The organism is Celeribacter sp., from assembly GCF_048259695.1.
Classification (GTDB): Bacteria; Pseudomonadota; Alphaproteobacteria; order Rhodobacterales; family Rhodobacteraceae; genus Celeribacter.
This window is the reverse complement of the sequence record NZ_JBLXHL010000001.1, coordinates 1-16494: the sequence shown is the minus strand read 5'-3', so window position 1 is coordinate 16494 and position 16494 is coordinate 1. Positions and strand designations below refer to the sequence as shown.

Sequence of the window (16494 nt, the reverse complement as noted above, 5' to 3'; positions counted from 1 at the left end):
CCTGCGTTCAGGATGGCAGGTTGGCGGCGAGCCATTTTTCGAGCCAGTGGATGTTGTAGTCCCCTGACAAGACGTCCGGTTCGTTCAACAGCATATGAAACAGCGGCACGGTGGTGTCGACGCCGTCGACGATCAACTCGCCAAGAGCCCGTTTCAGACGCGCCAAGGCCTCTGGACGGTCGCGCCCGTGGACGATCAGTTTGCCGATCAAGCTGTCGTAATAGGGCGGGATCGAATAGCCGTCATAAAGTGCGCTATCCATGCGCACCCCAAGGCCGCCCGGGGCGTGATACTGGGTGATCTTGCCGGGGCAGGGGGCAAAGTTCGGCAGCCGCTCGGCGTTGATGCGCACCTCGATGGCGTGACCGTCGAGCACCAGATCCTCTTGGGTGAAGGAGAGCTTCTCGCCCGCGGCAACGCGGATTTGTTCGCGCACGAGGTCTTGGCGGAAAATCGCCTCCGTTACAGGGTGTTCCACCTGCAAGCGGGTGTTCATCTCGATGAAAAAGAACTGGCCATCCTCGTAGAGGAATTCGATTGTTCCTGCGCCGCGGTAGCCCATTTTGGCAATGGCGTTGGCACAGATACCGCCGATATGGGCGCGTTCTTCGGGGCTGATCGAGGGGCCGGGGGCTTCCTCGAACACCTTTTGGTGGCGCCGTTGCAATGAGCAATCCCGTTCGCCCAAATGGACGCCGCCGCCCTGTCCGTCGCCGAACACCTGCACTTCGATATGGCGCGGTTTCTGGAGATATTTCTCCATATAAACCTCGTCATTGCCAAAGGCGGCTTTGGATTCGGAGCGGGCGGTGCGGAAGGCGGTTTCGAGCACCGCTTCGTTTTCGGCCACTTTCATCCCGCGTCCACCGCCACCTGCGGTGGCTTTGATGATGACGGGATAGCCCATTTCAGCCGCAAGTTTCTTGGCTGTTTCTACGTCAGGCACGCCACCCGGAGAGCCGGGCACCACGGGAATCCCGAGGATTTTAGCGGTCTCTTTGGCGGTGATTTTATCGCCCATCTGGCGGATGTGCTCAGCCGACGGGCCGATAAAGGCCAGATCGTGATCCTCGACGATTTGCACAAAGGCGGCGTTTTCGGACAAAAATCCGTATCCGGGGTGGATTGCCTGTGCGCCTGTGATCTCGCAGGCCGCGATGATCGCAGGGAAGGAGAGATAGGACAGCGTCGAGGAATTGGGACCGATGCATACAGCTTCGTCGGCCATGCGCACGTGCATCGCGTCGGCGTCTGCCTCGGAATGGACCGCCACGGAGGCGATGCCCATTTCGCGGCACGCGCGGATCACGCGAAGCGCAATTTCGCCACGGTTGGCAATGAGGATTTTGTCGAACATGGAAACCTGTCCTTATTCGATGATCATCAGCGGCGCGCCGAATTCGACGGGGGTGCCGTCATCGACCAGAATGCGTTTGATGGTGCCGGATTTGGGCGAGGGGATGTGGTTCATCGTTTTCATCGCCTCGATAATCATCAGGGTCTGGCCCTCTTCGACACTGTCGCCGATTTTTACAAAGGCGGCGGCACCCGGTTCTGCGGACAGATAGGCGGTCCCGACCATGGGCGATGGCACCGCGTTCGGATCATTGCGCGGATCGGCGGGGGCCGCAGCCACCGCAGCGGGTGCGGCGGGGGTTGCTGCCGCAGGGGCCGCAGCGGCCGCAGCCGGCGCGGTATATGCGGCGGGCGCTGCAACGGTTTGTACGATTTCTTGTGCTTTGGACACACGCACATTCAGGCGATCATTCTCGCCGTACTCGCGTTTGACTTCCACCTCGGTGAGGTCATTGGTGTTGAGCAACTCGGCAAGCGCCTGAATGAAGGCCACATCGGCGTCATTTTGTTTTGTCATGTTTTCCAACTTGTTCTGCCACCCGTCTGATGCGGGCTCATGTCAATCAGCTTTCCCGCTTATACGTCACGTCAGGGTCCGTGAAAACCCGCGAAAATCGCGATCGGGGGTGGCGACCCGTCGGGAATGCACATGAATTAGGCGAGCGCGACGCAAAATTTGCCTGCTTGGGGCTAAAAAGAGAGAAAATTACGCCCTGATTAAAATTTACCACTTGATCAAAAATAGGTTTCTCGTCCACGCTGTCCCCAAGACCCACAACACGCCCCGCCCGAAATGGGACGCAGCAAAGCAGGACGAGGACAAATGCCCAACACAGCCTTTACATCAGGGATCGCCGCAGGGCGACTTGCCCCCGACGCCTATGACGAAAATTTCTCCGACCTTCATCCGGCGCTTGACGACCACGAAGCATTGGTCGCGGCGGATCGGTGTTATTTTTGCCATGACGCGCCGTGCATGACGGCCTGTCCCACCTCGATCGACGTGCCGTTGTTTATCCGCCAGATCGCCACGGGGACGCCCGAAGCGGCGGCGAAAACCATCTTTGACGCCAATATCCTTGGCGGGATGTGCGCGCGGGTCTGTCCCACGGAAACCCTGTGCGAAGAGGTTTGTGTGCGCGAAGTGGCCGAGGGCAAGCCCGTCGAAATCGGACGGCTACAGCGCTATGCCACGGATACTGTCATGGCCAAAGGCACGCATCCGTTCACCCGCGCCGCCGACACGGGCAAGCGCGTTGCGGTGATCGGCGCGGGACCTGCGGGTCTGTCGGCGGCGCACCGTTTGGCGCGTTATGGCCATGCGGTCACAATCTATGACGGGCGGGCCAAAGCGGGCGGCCTGAACGAATTTGGTATCGCATCCTATAAATCCCCCGATAATTTTGCACAGGCCGAGGTGGACTGGCTGATGAAAATCGGTGGAATCACTGTCGAAACCGGCAAGGCGCTCGGGGCGGGTCTGACGTTGGACGGTCTGTCGTCGCAGTTCGATGCGGTGTTCCTTGCCATCGGTTTGGGTGGCGTGAACGCGCTCAAGGCGGACGGGGTGGACAAATCCGGCGTGCTTGACGCGGTCGATTTCATTTCAGAGCTGCGTCAATCCACCGACCTGTCGACGTTGCCCATCGGGCGCAACGTGGTGGTGATCGGTGGCGGTATGACGGCGGTCGATGCCGCTGTGCAGTCCAAACTGTTGGGAGCGCAGAACGTCACCATCGCCTATCGCCGTGGTCGCGACCGCATGAGTGCGTCGGAGTTTGAACAAGACCTCGCGACCTCCAAAGGGGTGCAGATTTTGTACAACGTGCAACCGGTGGCCGTGCATGGCAATGGCGCCTGTGCCGAGGTGGAATTCGAATACACCGCCGAGAGTGACAGTGGTCTGTCAGGAACGGGCGAGACGGTGCGCATTGCGGCGGATCAGGTCTTTATGGCCATCGGTCAGACGCTTGGCGGGGCGCCCGATGGCATCGCATTGGAACGCGGCAAGATTGCGGTCGATACGTTTGGCCGCACGTCTGTGGCGGGCGTCTGGGCGGGGGGCGATTGTGCGCTCGGCGGTGAGGATCTCACCGTCACGGCCGTGGCCGAAGGACGTGACAGCGCTGAAAACATGCATAAATTCTTGATGGGCGAGGACTAAGATATGGCTGACCTAACAACAACATTTTGTGGCATTACCTCCCCTAATCCGTTCTGGCTCGCCTCGGCGCCGCCGACGGACAAAGAGTACAATGTGCGCCGCGCCTTTGAGGCGGGGTGGGGCGGTGTCGTGTGGAAAACTCTGGGCGAGGAAGGCCCGCCCGTGGTCAACGTCAACGGGCCACGTTATGGCGCGATCTTTGGTGCGGACCGCCGTTTGTTGGGCCTCAACAACATCGAATTGATCACCGACCGTGCGTTGGAGGTGAATTTGGAGGAAATGACCCGCGTCAAAAAGGACTATCCGGACCGCGCCCTGATTGCCTCTGTGATGGTCCCGTGTGACGCGGAAAGTTGGAAATCGATCATCCCGCGCATTGCCGAAACGGGGTGTGACGGGTTCGAGCTGAACTTTGGCTGTCCGCATGGCATGGCCGAGCGGGGTATGGGTGCGGCTGTCGGACAGGTGCCTGAATATATCGAGATGGTGACGCGGTGGTGCAAGGAATCCACGGGCCTGCCGGTGATTGTCAAATTGACGCCGAACATCACCAATATCCTCGCACCCGCCGAGGCCGCGTTGCGCGGCGGGGCCGATGCGGTGTCGCTGATCAACACGATCAACTCCATAACATCGGTGAACCTGGATGCGTTTTCGCCCGAGCCGATGATTGACGGCAAAGGCACCCACGGCGGCTATTGCGGCCCCGCGGTCAAACCGATTGCGCTCAACATGGTCGCCGAAATCGCCCGCAATCCCGCCACGGCGGCGTTGCCGATTTCGGGCATTGGCGGCGTGACCACATGGCGCGATGCGGCTGAATTCATGGCGCTTGGCGCGGGCAATGTGCAGGTCTGCACGGCGGTGATGACCTATGGGTTCAAGATTGTCGAAGAGATGATTTCGGGGCTTAGCCAGTACCTTGACGAGAAAGAAATGAGCGTGTCCGACCTGATCGGCAAGGCCACGCCCAACGTCACCGATTGGCAGTACCTCAACCTCAACCACGTGACCAAAGCGGTCATCAACCAGGACGATTGTATCAGCTGTGGACGGTGTTATGCCGCCTGCGAGGATACCTCGCACCAAGCCATCGAGATGTCCGCCGACCGCGTGTTTACCGTCAAGGACGACGAATGCGTGGCCTGCAATCTTTGTGTGAATGTCTGTCCGGTTGAAAACTGCATCACCATGAAAACGCTCGATAAAGGTGCCGTGGACGAGCGCACGGGCAAGGTGGTCGGGGACTACGCCAACTGGACAACGCATCCCAATAATGTGGCTGCGGTCGCGGGCGAATAACGCGACTTCCCCGCGTGCGACGCGGTGCGCAAACCTGTGCGCCAGACCGCACGCCAACCGGCCCCACTCGCGCAGGTCGCGGTGGGGGGGACACGAGGATGAACACACCTTTCCCGATCCCCCGTGTCCTGTTCGGGCGCGGGGGGTTGCAGAGCGGGGTCGTGACGCAAACGCCGTGTGATGTGCGTTGCGGTGACCTGTTTGAACCTGTTTTGAAACCCGCGCCATCCTGACACGGGGGGGATACGATCCGCGCGTTAGGTTTGCGGATCGTATGGCGTCTCTTGCGTTGCCGCAGGTCCGCTACGCGCGACCTCCGGATCCACCGTTTCTGTCGGGGCTGTGGCCGCCTGTGGTGCAGATGGCGCATGGTCCTGTGCGGGTGGCTCATCGTCCGTCCCGGTCGGGGCCAGTGGCGATGCGGTTGTGGCCTGATCCGTGTCGGGTGTTTGGTCCGTCTGGTCAGGTTCGGCCACAGAGGATGCCCGGGGCGCAATCGCGGCCTCGTCGGCCTGTTGCGTCCGTTTGGCCTCCACCCGTGCAATCACATTGCGCAGATCTTTCTCGACCTCGAGAATACTGGCCTGGAACGAGGGTGTCGGGCCGCTCAGGACAATGTCGTCGCGCACGGCATCGCGTCGCTTTTGATCGGCGTCGTTGCTGTCGCGTTTGGATTGATAGTCCGCGCCATTCTGGCCGCGCAGGGTTTCCCCCTGCGAATTTGTCGCCGAGCCGTCCGCTGCAGGTTTCGCAACTTCTTGCACGACAGGCTTTGGAGTTTCAGGGAGTTGGCGTGACGCAAACCCTCCACCTCCGAAAGCAGGCACACCGGTGATATCGGTCATGCTCATGCTCCTTCTTCAAAAGGAGCCCCCACCACCAAATGTTTATAAAGGGTTACCCTTGCCAACGGGTTAATATCCCCGACTTTCTAAGGAGATGGTTAACGCCCGCATATGTCGCAACGGCCCCGCGCGGACCTCATAGCGCCAACATGCGGCGGTACATCGTGTCGAGAAACTTGCGGGCATCGTCGAAATGGTGATCCTCGACGGGTGTGATAATACCGCGAATTTGTGCATCAAAATCAGCGTAGTGCTGTGTGGTGGCCCAGATCGAAAAGATCAGGTGATAGGGGTCAATCTCACGCACATGTCCCGTTTCGACCCAGTGGCCAATGATGGCGGCCTTTTCGTCCACGAGGGTTTTCAACTCGCCCTCGATTTTATCCATGATGTTCGGGGCGCCTTGGACGATCTCATTGGCGAACAGGCGGCTTTCGCGCGGAAAGGCGCGGGCCATATCCAATTTGCGCAAAACATAGGCGACGATTTCCTCGACGGGATCACCATCCGCATCCATTTCGCGCAGCGGATCGAGCCAGTTGGCCATCAGCGCGTCGATCAGCGCGCGGTGGATGGCCTCCTTGGACGGGAAATAATATAGCAGATTCGGCTTGGACAATCCGGCGTCCTTGGCGATCTGGTCGAGGGTCGCCCCGCGAAACCCGTTGCGTGAAAAGACGTCCAATGCGGCATCCAGAATGGTCTCCGAGTTTCGCTTTTGAATTCTCGTACGCGGTTTGGTGCCTGGCATGGGAGCTATGATTCCTTCACTGAATACGGTGCGGTTTATCGCCTTTCGTCCATAGTTGCCAAAAAATGCGTCAAATCGAAGAGAGAATCGCCTTAAATCCTATCTTATCTGCATAGCGCACAGATTTTTGGCACCTGTCGCGGCCATGTTTGTCCGCTCAATGACATGAGGGTGTTACGGTTCTCTTGACCAAATGGTCAAACCCGTCGCAGGGTGATGCAGGGGCAGACACAGAATTGCCCGAACACATAGGGATAAGAGGAAATCATGGCGATGGATGGAGACACACGTCCGAACGATCTTTCAGCGTTCTGGATGCCGTTTACGGCAAACCGTCAGTTTAAAAAAGAGCCACGGATGTTCGTGTCTGCCGACCGGATGCATTACCGCACCTCGGACGGGCGCGAGGTTCTGGACGGCACGGCGGGGCTTTGGTGTTGCAACGCGGGGCATAACCGTCCCAAAATTGTCGAAGCGATCCAGAAACAGGTCGCCGAACTGGATTACGCCCCTGCGTTCCAGATGGGCCATCCCAAGGCGTTTGAACTGGCCACCAAGCTGGTCGATATGGCGCCTGAGCCGTTCGAACATGTGTTTTTCACCAACTCCGGTTCGGAAAGTGTCGAGACCGCGCTCAAACTCGCGCTCGCCTATCACCGCGCCAAAGGTCAGGGCGAGCGCACGCGTCTGATCGGGCGTGAGCGGGGCTATCACGGCGTGAACTTTGGCGGGATTTCCGTGGGCGGTATTGTCACCAACCGCAAGATGTTCGGCACGCTTTTGAACGGCGTCGATCACCTGCCACACACCCATTTGCCCGACCGCAACCGCTTTGTGCGCGGACAACCCGAGCATGGCGCGGAGCTGGCCGACGAGTTGGAGCGTATCGTGGCGCTGCATGGCGGCGAAACGATTGCGGCCGTCATTGTCGAGCCGATGGCGGGGTCCACCGGCGTGCTTTTGCCGCCCAAGGGCTACCTCCAACGTCTGCGCGATATCTGTACCAAACACGGTATTTTGTTGATCTTTGACGAGGTTATCACCGGTTTTGGCCGTTTGGGATCGTCGTTTGCCGCCGCGCATTACGGTGTCATGCCCGACCTGATCACTTGCGCCAAAGGTCTCACCAACGGTGTGATCCCGATGGGCGCGGTTCTGGCGACCAAAGAGATCCACGATGCCTTTATGCAAGGTCCCGAGCATGTGATCGAGCTGTTCCACGGCTACACCTATTCGGGCAACCCGATTGCCGCCGCCGCCGGTCTGGCCACCCTCGACACCTATGCCGAGGAGGGGTTGTTCGAGCGCGCTGCGGGGCTGTCGGACTACTGGCAGGATGCGATCCATAGCCTCAAAGGCTTGCCGCATGTGCTCGACATCCGCGGTGAGGGGTTGATCGGCGCTGTTGAACTGGAGCCAATCGCAGGGGCGCCGACCAAACGCGCGTTCTCGGCCTTCCTCAAGGCCTACGACAAGGGCGTTCTGGTGCGCACCACGGGCGATATCATCGCCATGTCGCCGCCATTGATCATTGAAAAGGACCACATCGACACCTTGATCGGCACCTTGGCCGATGTGCTCAAAACACTGGATTAAAAGACAAAACGGGCCGTATGTCGCCCGCATACACATAAGATGACGAAAGGACTGCCTATGGCCTCTGCCACATCCGCACCCGGGGAAAACCTCAAAATCAACGCTGCCCGACTTTGGGACAGTCTCATGGAGATGGCCAAAATCGGGCCGGGTGTGGCGGGGGGTAACAACCGTCAAACCGTGACGGATGCCGACGCGGAGGGGCGTGCCTTGTTCCAGACGTGGTGCGAGGCGGCGGGCCTGAGCATGGGCGTCGACACCATGGGCAATATGTTCGCCACCCGCGCGGGCGAAGATCCCGATGCGCTACCCGTTTACATGGGCAGCCACCTTGATACACAGCCCACAGGTGGGAAATACGATGGGGTGTTGGGTGTGCTTGGCGGGCTTGAGGCCATTCGCACCATGAATGACCTCGGGATCAAAACCAAACACCCGATCGTGGTCACCAACTGGACCAACGAGGAGGGGACGCGCTTTGCCCCCGCCATGCTCGCCTCTGGCGTATTCACGGGGCGCCACACCCAAGAGTGGGCCTATGATCTCAAGGACGCCGAGGGCAAATCCTTTGGCGATGAATTGAAACGGATTGGATGGGTCGGCACCGAACAGGTTGGCGCACGCAAAATGCACGCCATGTTCGAGCTGCACATTGAACAGGGTCCGATTTTGGAGGCCGAGGGCCGTGATATCGGCGTTGTGACCCACGGTCAGGGGCTGCGGTGGATCGAATGCACGGTGACGGGCAAGGAAAGCCACACGGGGTCCACGCCGATGAATATGCGCAAGAACGCAGGACGCGGTTTGGCGCGGATCACCGAATTGGTCCACGAGATCGCCATGGCCAACCAACCCGGTGCCGTGGGCGCGATTGGCCACATTGACGTCTACCCGAATTCGCGCAATGTGATCCCCGGAAAGGTTGTGTTCACCGTCGATATCCGGTCTCATCTGCCTGAGAAACTGCACGCGATGGAGGCGGAACTGTTGGAGCGCGCGCCTAAGCTGTGCGAAGAGATCGGTGTCACGTTCGAGGCCAAAATCTCGGGCCAATTCGAGCCACCTGCGTTTGATGAAACTCTCGTGGGCGCGGTGCGCTCCGCCGCTGAGCGGTTGGGGTATTCACACATGGACATCATTTCGGGCGCGGGTCACGATGCGTGTTGGATCAATGATGTGGCCCCCACGGCGATGATCATGTGTCCTTGCGTGGATGGGTTGAGCCATAACGAGGCCGAGGACATCAGCCCCGAATGGGCCGCCGCAGGGACCAACGTGTTGTTGCACGCGGTGTTGGAGACTGCTCAAATCGTTGAATGATATCAAATGATAAAAGCGGCAGGGGCGCATGAGACGCACCGCCGAACCGGACAAGGAGAGATGAAATGACCAAGGTAATCAAGGGCGGCACGGTCGTCACGGCGGACCTGACCTATAAAGCGGACGTGAAAATCGACGGGGGTGTGATCGTCGAGATCGGTCCTGATCTGACGGGCGACGAGGTGTTGGACGCAACGGGTTGTTATGTCATGCCCGGCGGGATCGACCCGCACACGCACCTTGAGATGCCGTTTATGGGAACCTATTCGGCGGATGATTTCGCCTCCGGCACCCGTGCCGCCCTCGCGGGGGGGACCACGATGGTTGTTGATTTTTGTCTCCCCGCGCCCGGGGAGAGCCTGTTGGACGCGCTCAAGGTTTGGGACAACAAATCCGCCCGGGCCGCCTGCGATTACTCGTTTCACATGGCGATCACATGGTGGGGCGAACAGGTGTTCGACGAGATGAAAATCGTCACCGAGGAAAAAGGTATCAACAGCTTCAAACACTTCCTCGCCTATAAGGGCGCGTTGATGGTGAATGACGACGAACTTTATGCTTCGTTCAAACGCTGTGCGGAACTCGGTGCGACGCCTTTGGTCCATGCCGAGAACGGCGATGTGATTGCCGAATTGACGGCGCAATTGATCGCCGACGGCAACACCGGCCCCGAGGCCCACGCCTATTCGCGCCCGCCCCAAGTGGAAGGCGAGGCCACCAACCGCGCCATTATGATTGCCGACATGGCGGGGGCGCCGCTTTATGTTGTGCATACGTCTTGCGAGGAAAGCCACGAGGCCATTCGTCGGGCCAAAATGAACGGCAAACGGGTGTGGGGCGAGCCGTTGATCCAACACCTCGTGCTTGATGAGAGCGAGTATTCCAATCCGGATTGGGATCATGCCGCGCGGCGTGTGATGTCGCCACCGTTCCGCAATAAACACCATCAGGACAGCCTTTGGGCGGGTCTCGCGTCGGGCACATTGTCCTGTGTGGCGACCGATCACTGTGCCTTTACGACCGAGCAAAAACGCTTTGGCGTGGGTGACTTTTCCAAGATCCCGAATGGCACCGGCGGCCTTGAGGATCGTTTGCCCGTATTGTGGACCAAGGGGGTTGAAACGGGGCGGATCACCATGAACGAATTTGTCGCCGTGACCTCGACAAATATCGCCAAGATATTGAATTGTTACCCGAAAAAGGGTGCCATCCTTGTCGGGGCCGATGCCGATATTCTCGTGCTTGATCCCAATAAGACCAAGGTGATCAGCGCCGAAACCCAAGCCTCCGCCATTGATTACAATGTGTTCGAGGGGATCGAGGTCAAAGGGTTGCCACGCTACGTGTTGTCCCGTGGCTATGTCGCCGTGACGGATGGTGAATTGACCACCAAAGAGGGCCATGGCGCATTCGTTGCCCGCGATCCGAACGCGACCGTCAACACGGCGCTGTCGAAATGGAAAGAGTTGACCGCACCGCAGCCGGTACTGCGTTCGGGCATTCCGGCGACAGGCGTTTAAGATCAAACGGGGCGGCGGTGTGGGCGCATCCCATGCCGCCTGAGGGGACGACAGAACTTATGAAAAAACCAGTGATTGACGCGCAGAATGTGGACCTGACGTTCGAGACGAATGACGGTCCGATCCATGCGCTAAAGGGTGTGAACCTCCAGATTGAAAAGGGCGATTTTGTTTCTTTTATCGGCCCGTCGGGCTGTGGCAAGACGACGTTTTTGCGCTGTATTGCGGGGCTGGAGACGCCCACGGGGGGGGCGTTGACGGTCAACGGCATGTCGCCGGAGGAGGCGCGGCGTGCGCGGGCCTATGGTTATGTGTTTCAGGCTGCGGGATTGTACCCGTGGCGGACAATTGCAGGAAATGTGAAACTTCCGCTCGAAATTATGGGGTATTCCAAGGCAGATCAGGCCGAACATGTTCGAAAAGTGCTAGAACTTGTGGACCTCGCTGGCTTTGAGAAAAAGTTCCCGTGGCAGCTTTCGGGCGGGATGCAACAACGCGCGTCGATTGCCCGCGCCCTTGCCTTTGATGCCGAAATCCTGTTGATGGACGAGCCGTTCGGGGCGCTTGACGAGATTGTGCGTGACCACCTCAACGAGCAACTTCTGGCGCTTTGGGCGCGCACCGAAAAGACCATCGGGTTCGTGACCCACTCGATCCCCGAAGCGGTCTATCTGTCGACCAAAATCGTCGTCATGTCCCCACGCCCGGGCCGGATTACCGACATCATCGAAAGCCCTCTCCCGAAAGAACGCCCCCTCGATATTCGCGACAGCAAAGAGTTCATCGAGATTGCGCACCGCGTGCGCGAGGGCTTGCGTGCGGGGCATGATCAATGACCTCTCTCGCAACCGCTGATGTTCGACCCGCCACCCGAGAGGACATTCCTGCCTTGGCGGACATTGTCTGGGCGTGGGAGCAGGAGGTCGCGTGGAAACCCGCGGGCCCGAGTGCCGCCGAGATTGCCCGTATGATCAATGAGGCGTTCGATGCGCGCAACATTTACGTCGCAGGCAATCCACCACAGGGCTATCTTTCATTCGATCCGCAGACGCTCAAAATCGGCGGATTATATGTTCGCTCGCGCGGGCAGGGCGCGGGAAAGGCGTTGATGGATGCCGTGAAATCGGGGCGTGATTTCATCTGGCTTCACACCCATGTGCCCAACGCCGATGCGCAACGGTTTTACGCCCGCGAGGGGTTCGTGGCGTGTGGCGTGGTGCCCTGTGATGGCGATGCGCCCGATGAGTTACGGATGGAGTGGCGGGCATGAAAAACATCGTTCCAATCCTCACAGTCATCGCCGTGCTGCTCATCGTGTGGTACGCCGCAGCGATCAAAATGAATTCCACGTGGACCTATGACCAGGCCGAGCGGGCGGGGACAACCCCGGGTTTTTCCGAGGTGGTTCGTGACACGATGCAGCAAGCCCGGCCCTTGTTGCCCGTCCCGCATCAGGTGGCCGCCGAGTTGTGGAAAACCACCGCGCTCAAAAAAGTCACATCGAAACGCTCGATGGTCTACCAAGGCACAATCACTTTGAAAACAACGCTTTGGGGATTTGTTCTGGGCATTGTCGTTGGCGTTTCATTGGCCGCGATTATTGTGTTGAGCCGCATCGGACGGCTTAGTTTGATGCCGTGGGCGATCATTTCACAGACCATTCCCATCGTGGCCTTGGCGCCGATGATTGTGGTGTTGAGCAATGCGATAGGCGCGGGGTCGCTGTTGGTCCCCAAGGCGATTATCGCGGCGTACTTAAGCTTTTTCCCCGTGATGGTCAGCATGGTCAAAGGGCTGTCGAGCCCCGACAATATGCAGTTGGATTTGCTGCGCACCTATGGCGCCAAGCCCGCAGCGGTGTTTTGGAAACTGCGCGTTCCGGCCTCGATGCCGTATTTCTTTGCCTCGCTCAAGGTGAGCGTGGCGGCCGCGTTTGTCGGCGCGGTTGTGGGCGAGTTGTCGACCAGTGCAATCGCGGGCCTGGGCGCGCGTATGTTGATCGGATCGCAGTTCGGTGAACCGATGATCATGTGGGCGGCGTTGTTTGCCGCGGCAATTTTGGCCGCAGTTTTGATATTCACAGTGGGCGCGATCGAGAAAATCCTGCGCCGCACCATGGGAGGGCGACCCGTATGAGACGGTCCGATACGCAGTTCGAACGCATTGCCTACCCTGCGGGATTTGGCCTTTTGGTGTTGCTCCTTTGGGAAGGTGTGGTGCGGATGTTCCACATTTCCCCGGCGCTCTTGCCGCCGCCATCGGCCATCGGGGCGGCCATCATGGGGTCTTTGCCGATCTTGTGGGAGGACTGGGTGCAAACCGTGGTCAAAGGCGCGTTGAACGGGCTCTGGATGGGCAGTGCCGCCGGGATCGCCGTTGCTTTGGTCATTGATCGCTATGATTTTCTCAAACGGGGTCTTTTACCGGTGGCGAATTTTATGGCGGCCCTGCCGATTGTCGGATTGGCCCCGATCATGGTCATGTGGTTCGGGTTCGATTGGCATTCCAAAGCGGCCGTGGTGGCCATCATGGTGTTTTTCCCGATGCTGGTGAACACGCTTGGCGGGTTGGCCTCGACAGATACGATGCAGCGTGATCTGATGCGGACCTATGCGGCGGGGCATGTGGCGACACTTGTCAAATTGCGGGTGCCTGCGGCGCTGCCGTTTGTGTTCAACGGTCTTAAGATTGCGACCACTTTGGCCCTCATCGGGGCAATTGTTGCCGAATATTTCGGCTCTCCTATTCGCGGTATGGGATTTCGGATCACAACCGAGATGGGGCGCTTGGCAACGGACATGGTTTGGGCCGAGATTGCGATATCGGCGCTTACAGGCACCGCACTATACGGGCTTGTGGCGCTTGTCGAAAAGAGGGTGACGTTTTGGCATCCCTCGCAACGCGGGTAACCGCATATAAACTGCACGAGGAAAACCTCGGCATTCACAACTTGGAGGTTGTTACCAATGAAAAAGCTACTCACAAGCGCGATCGCGCTGGCAGCGATGACGGCGGGGGCGCAGGCCGCCGACGAACTGACGTTGCAACTCAAATGGGTCACGCAAGCACAATTCGGCGGCTACTATGTGGCGCTTGAAAAGGGCTTTTACGAGGCGGCCGGCCTCGACGTGACGATCAAACCGGGTGGTCCCGATGTGGCCCCCGTTCAGGTGTTGCTCGGTGGCGGCGCGGATGTGATGGTCGACTGGATGCCATCGGCTTTGGCGGCCCGCGAAAATGGCGCGCCCGTGGTCAATATCGCGCAACCGTTCAAGGCGTCGGGCATGATGCTGACCTGTCTCAAGGAAAGCGGCATCACCGGCCCCGAGGATTTCGCGGGCAAGACGCTTGGTGTTTGGTTTTACGGCAACGAATATCCGTTCCTGTCGTGGATGAGCCAGTTGGGCCTGTCCACCGAGGGCGGTGAGGATGGTGTCGAGGTCCTCAAACAGGGCTTTAACGTTGATCCGCTGCTGCAAAAACAGGCCTCCTGTATTTCGACCATGACCTACAACGAATACTGGCAGGTCATCGATGCGGGCATTTCCGCCGATGATCTGGTCACGTTCAAATACGAGGATCAGGGCGTAGCGACGCTTGAGGATGGCCTTTACGTGCTCGAATCCACACTCGAAGATGACGCGATGAAAGACAAACTGGCCCGGTTCGTCGCCGCGTCGATGGAAGGGTGGAAATGGGCCGAACAGAACGCCGAAGAGGCCGCGATGATCGTGCTTGAGTACGATGAAACCGGCGCCCAAACCGAAGGCCACCAAATCCGTATGATGAGCGAAGTGGCCAAGCTGACCGCAGGCTCCGACGGGTCGCTTGATCCCGCGGATTACGCGCGCACTGTGGCCTCGTTGATGTCGGGCGGCTCGGATCCCGTGATTACCGTCGAGCCATCCGGTGCGTTCACGACCGAAATCACTGACATGGCGATGAAGTAAGCTATTTCAAAGCGTTACAGGAAAGCCCCGCCCAATGTGGCGGGGCTTTTCGTTTGTGCCATGCAAAGGTGCCGGATCAGGTCCGATAGGTGAGAGCGCGGCGGATCATCAGCCGCAACGGCGCGACCGGTAGCGCATGGTCGGGGGCCAGATGGACCGCCCGTGCCCCGTCATAGTCGAGCTCGGGTGCAATCTCGCGCAACTCGGGAATGATGCGACTTTGGCAATGGGCAAAGATCGCGGCGCCGCCGGTTTTGGGGTGGCCAAGCCGCAGTGGCGTGCCATTGGGTGTGACGTAGGAGGGCTGACCCCACTTGAGGTTTTCGGTGACAGGAACGCCAAGATGTGCGGCCTCCGCATAGATCATTGTCCGCAGCGCCAGAAGGGTCGCGCGGACAGGGGCGGGACAGGCGTCAAAAACGCGGGCGATCTCGGGGGAGGCAAAGGCGGGGTGATCCATCGTGCAACGGTAGGGCGTGCGGTGCCTCTTGTGCAACAGACAATTCGGTGCGCTTTGCGCGGCGCAAAGGGGCGATTCACAGCAATTGCGCGGGCGCCCAGACCACCTGTGCGCCGCCCGTGCGCATTTTGAACCGCGCCAGATCGGGGGCCTTCACCGCATCAAAGGTGCCAAGGTCCAACCGCTCGACCCCCTCGGCCTTGAGCCGCATCATCGCCTCCCACAAAATGAGATTATGGGCATTGGCGGCGCGTCCATCCGGTCCGGCGTAGCCCATCTGATAGGTTGCGGTATTGCCGTGACGTAGGAACAGCATTTGCGCGTCTGCGGCCTCGAACAGGCGAAAGGCCCGCGGGGCTGCGGCCAAAAGCGCGAGGGTGAACTCGGGTGGCAACGCGCGGTAGTGTCCTTGGGACTGGCGGGCTTTTTCGGACTGCAAGAGCGGGATCAGCGCAGCCTCGGTGGCGGTGATCCATGCCACCTTGAGACGTTTACTTTCTGCGTTTTTCAATGCGTTACGCCATTTTCCGTTCAATCCGGACCGCAGATGGCCGGTGTCTTGGGTCAGGTCGAGAACAAGCGTCGGCGTGGCCGCCGAAAGCGACCATCGGCGCATATGGGTGCTTGGTGTCATGACGGTGAGGCGGGGCAGGGCGCGGTGGAGCGTTTTGAGGACGCGGCGCGGATCGCATGGCGCGATAAACAACGGCCCTTGGGTGACAAGTCCGAACGAGACCCCGCCCACTTTGCGGCACACCGATTGCGCCACGGCCACGGGGCGGTCGCCATCCATGACCAAGACACGCCGCGCCTCGCGGCCCACGGCCTGTGCCGCAGCGCCATAAAGCCACCGTTGCGCCAGAGGGGCATGGGCGCGGTTGGTCAGGGCGCGCCAGTCTGCTTTGTCCGTGATCTGTTCTACCTGCATCGCTCCACCGTGCCGATAGATGGTTAAGGTGTGTTAAACATAGCGCCTGATTGATAAAATTAGGGTGATATCCCAAAAGAAACCCGCCCCGAAGGGCGGTTTTTGACGTGGATTTGGGGTGGGATCAGCCTTTGTTGTACAGGCTGTTCGCAATCAATTCGTCGACGACGGATGGGTCGGCGAGGGTTGATGTGTCTCCGAGGGCGCCGGTGTCGTTTTCGGCGATTTTGCGCAGGATGCGGCGCATGATTTTGCCGGAGCGGGTTTTGGGCAGGCCGGGGGCCCACTGGATGAAGTCGGGT

The 16494-nt window shown here is 59.4% G+C and carries 16 protein-coding genes; 10 read left to right on the top strand and 6 right to left on the bottom strand.

Going from position 1 to position 16494, the window contains the following annotated elements:
- Window positions 1–7 precede the first annotated feature (7 nt).
- Together accC and accB are read right to left on the bottom strand one after the other, a co-directional pair.
- Window positions 8–1357 carry an acetyl-CoA carboxylase biotin carboxylase subunit gene (accC, locus tag ACN0Q0_RS00080; RefSeq protein ID WP_417241309.1) on the bottom strand — a complete coding sequence of 450 codons (1350 nt, stop codon included), beginning with the start codon at window positions 1355–1357 and terminating at the stop codon, window positions 8–10.
- Between the two features lie 12 nt (window positions 1358–1369).
- Window positions 1370–1873, bottom strand: a complete 504-nt coding sequence (gene accB, locus ACN0Q0_RS00075) for an acetyl-CoA carboxylase biotin carboxyl carrier protein (protein ID WP_417241308.1) — start codon at window positions 1871–1873, stop codon at window positions 1370–1372.
- Between the two features lie 306 nt (window positions 1874–2179).
- Between accB and ACN0Q0_RS00070 the strand changes: the two genes are divergently transcribed.
- Together ACN0Q0_RS00070 and preA are read left to right on the top strand one after the other, a co-directional pair.
- The gene (locus ACN0Q0_RS00070) at window positions 2180–3520 is read left to right on the top strand and encodes an NAD(P)-dependent oxidoreductase (RefSeq protein ID WP_417241307.1); all 1341 of its coding nucleotides are present in this window, start codon (window positions 2180–2182) and stop codon (window positions 3518–3520) included.
- Window positions 3521–3523: 3 nt separating this feature from the next.
- A complete protein-coding gene (gene preA / locus ACN0Q0_RS00065; RefSeq protein WP_417241306.1) occupies window positions 3524–4822 on the top strand; it encodes an NAD-dependent dihydropyrimidine dehydrogenase subunit PreA in 1299 nt (432 codons plus the stop codon).
- A 257-nt stretch (window positions 4823–5079) separates the two neighbouring features.
- Here the strand turns inward: preA and ACN0Q0_RS00060 are convergent, their stop codons facing one another.
- Both ACN0Q0_RS00060 and ACN0Q0_RS00055 read right to left on the bottom strand, forming a co-directional pair.
- Window positions 5080–5667: a hypothetical protein gene (locus ACN0Q0_RS00060; protein ID WP_417241305.1), complete on the bottom strand. Its 588-nt coding sequence runs from the start codon at window positions 5665–5667 to the stop codon at window positions 5080–5082.
- 136 nt (window positions 5668–5803) lie between these two features.
- Window positions 5804–6418 (bottom strand): TetR family transcriptional regulator C-terminal domain-containing protein, encoded by a 615-nt coding sequence (locus tag ACN0Q0_RS00055; protein WP_417241304.1) that lies wholly within the window; start codon window positions 6416–6418, stop codon window positions 5804–5806.
- Window positions 6419–6685: 267 nt separating this feature from the next.
- Between ACN0Q0_RS00055 and ACN0Q0_RS00050 the strand changes: the two genes are divergently transcribed.
- From ACN0Q0_RS00050 to ACN0Q0_RS00015, 8 genes are all read left to right on the top strand, one after another.
- Window positions 6686–8014 carry an aspartate aminotransferase family protein gene (locus ACN0Q0_RS00050; RefSeq protein WP_417241303.1) on the top strand — a complete coding sequence of 443 codons (1329 nt, stop codon included), beginning with the start codon at window positions 6686–6688 and terminating at the stop codon, window positions 8012–8014.
- 57 nt (window positions 8015–8071) lie between these two features.
- Window positions 8072–9334 (top strand): Zn-dependent hydrolase, encoded by a 1263-nt coding sequence (locus ACN0Q0_RS00045; RefSeq protein ID WP_417241302.1) that lies wholly within the window; start codon window positions 8072–8074, stop codon window positions 9332–9334.
- A gap of 65 nt (window positions 9335–9399) precedes the next feature.
- On the top strand, window positions 9400–10854 hold the full coding sequence (gene hydA, locus ACN0Q0_RS00040) for a dihydropyrimidinase (RefSeq protein ID WP_417241301.1): 1455 nt from the start codon (window positions 9400–9402) through the stop codon (window positions 10852–10854).
- Window positions 10855–10913: 59 nt separating this feature from the next.
- Window positions 10914–11690 (top strand): ABC transporter ATP-binding protein, encoded by a 777-nt coding sequence (locus ACN0Q0_RS00035; protein ID WP_417241300.1) that lies wholly within the window; start codon window positions 10914–10916, stop codon window positions 11688–11690.
- Window positions 11687–12124 carry a GNAT family N-acetyltransferase gene (locus ACN0Q0_RS00030; RefSeq protein WP_417241299.1) on the top strand — a complete coding sequence of 146 codons (438 nt, stop codon included), beginning with the start codon at window positions 11687–11689 and terminating at the stop codon, window positions 12122–12124. The genes ACN0Q0_RS00035 and ACN0Q0_RS00030 overlap by 4 nt, the downstream gene beginning before the upstream one ends.
- The gene (locus tag ACN0Q0_RS00025; protein WP_417241298.1) at window positions 12121–12990 is read left to right on the top strand and encodes an ABC transporter permease; all 870 of its coding nucleotides are present in this window, start codon (window positions 12121–12123) and stop codon (window positions 12988–12990) included. The genes ACN0Q0_RS00030 and ACN0Q0_RS00025 overlap by 4 nt, the downstream gene beginning before the upstream one ends.
- On the top strand, window positions 12987–13763 hold the full coding sequence (locus ACN0Q0_RS00020) for an ABC transporter permease (protein ID WP_417241297.1): 777 nt from the start codon (window positions 12987–12989) through the stop codon (window positions 13761–13763). Before ACN0Q0_RS00025 ends, ACN0Q0_RS00020 begins: the two co-directional genes overlap by 4 nt.
- Window positions 13764–13820: 57 nt before the next feature.
- Window positions 13821–14804, top strand: coding sequence for an ABC transporter substrate-binding protein (locus ACN0Q0_RS00015; protein ID WP_417241296.1), 984 nt, complete (start codon window positions 13821–13823; stop codon window positions 14802–14804).
- A gap of 76 nt (window positions 14805–14880) precedes the next feature.
- On the opposite strand, the gene ACN0Q0_RS00010 is transcribed toward ACN0Q0_RS00015, so the two are convergent.
- Together ACN0Q0_RS00010 and ACN0Q0_RS00005 are read right to left on the bottom strand one after the other, a co-directional pair.
- Window positions 14881–15300, bottom strand: coding sequence for a DUF1801 domain-containing protein (locus tag ACN0Q0_RS00010; RefSeq protein ID WP_417241295.1), 420 nt, complete (start codon window positions 15298–15300; stop codon window positions 14881–14883).
- 40 nt (window positions 15301–15340) lie between these two features.
- A complete protein-coding gene (locus tag ACN0Q0_RS00005) occupies window positions 15341–16192 on the bottom strand; it encodes a GNAT family N-acetyltransferase (protein ID WP_417241294.1) in 852 nt (283 codons plus the stop codon).
- Window positions 16193–16494: the final 302 nt, after the last annotated feature.

Coding starts and splice junctions, on each gene's coding strand:
- hydA (WP_417241301.1), top strand. CDS start 9,400: ATGACCAAGGTAATCAAGGGCGGCACGGTCGTCACGGCGGACCTGACC.
- ACN0Q0_RS00030 (WP_417241299.1), top strand. CDS start 11,687: ATGACCTCTCTCGCAACCGCTGATGTTCGACCCGCCACCCGAGAGGAC.
- ACN0Q0_RS00015 (WP_417241296.1), top strand. CDS start 13,821: ATGAAAAAGCTACTCACAAGCGCGATCGCGCTGGCAGCGATGACGGCG.
- ACN0Q0_RS00020 (WP_417241297.1), top strand. CDS start 12,987: ATGAGACGGTCCGATACGCAGTTCGAACGCATTGCCTACCCTGCGGGA.
- ACN0Q0_RS00025 (WP_417241298.1), top strand. CDS start 12,121: ATGAAAAACATCGTTCCAATCCTCACAGTCATCGCCGTGCTGCTCATC.
- ACN0Q0_RS00060 (WP_417241305.1), bottom strand. CDS start 5,667: ATGACCGATATCACCGGTGTGCCTGCTTTCGGAGGTGGAGGGTTTGCG.
- ACN0Q0_RS00045 (WP_417241302.1), top strand. CDS start 8,072: ATGGCCTCTGCCACATCCGCACCCGGGGAAAACCTCAAAATCAACGCT.
- ACN0Q0_RS00005 (WP_417241294.1), bottom strand. CDS start 16,192: ATGCAGGTAGAACAGATCACGGACAAAGCAGACTGGCGCGCCCTGACC.
- ACN0Q0_RS00050 (WP_417241303.1), top strand. CDS start 6,686: ATGGCGATGGATGGAGACACACGTCCGAACGATCTTTCAGCGTTCTGG.
- ACN0Q0_RS00035 (WP_417241300.1), top strand. CDS start 10,914: ATGAAAAAACCAGTGATTGACGCGCAGAATGTGGACCTGACGTTCGAG.
- accC (WP_417241309.1), bottom strand. CDS start 1,357: ATGTTCGACAAAATCCTCATTGCCAACCGTGGCGAAATTGCGCTTCGC.
- ACN0Q0_RS00070 (WP_417241307.1), top strand. CDS start 2,180: ATGCCCAACACAGCCTTTACATCAGGGATCGCCGCAGGGCGACTTGCC.
- preA (WP_417241306.1), top strand. CDS start 3,524: ATGGCTGACCTAACAACAACATTTTGTGGCATTACCTCCCCTAATCCG.
- accB (WP_417241308.1), bottom strand. CDS start 1,873: ATGACAAAACAAAATGACGCCGATGTGGCCTTCATTCAGGCGCTTGCC.
- ACN0Q0_RS00055 (WP_417241304.1), bottom strand. CDS start 6,418: ATGCCAGGCACCAAACCGCGTACGAGAATTCAAAAGCGAAACTCGGAG.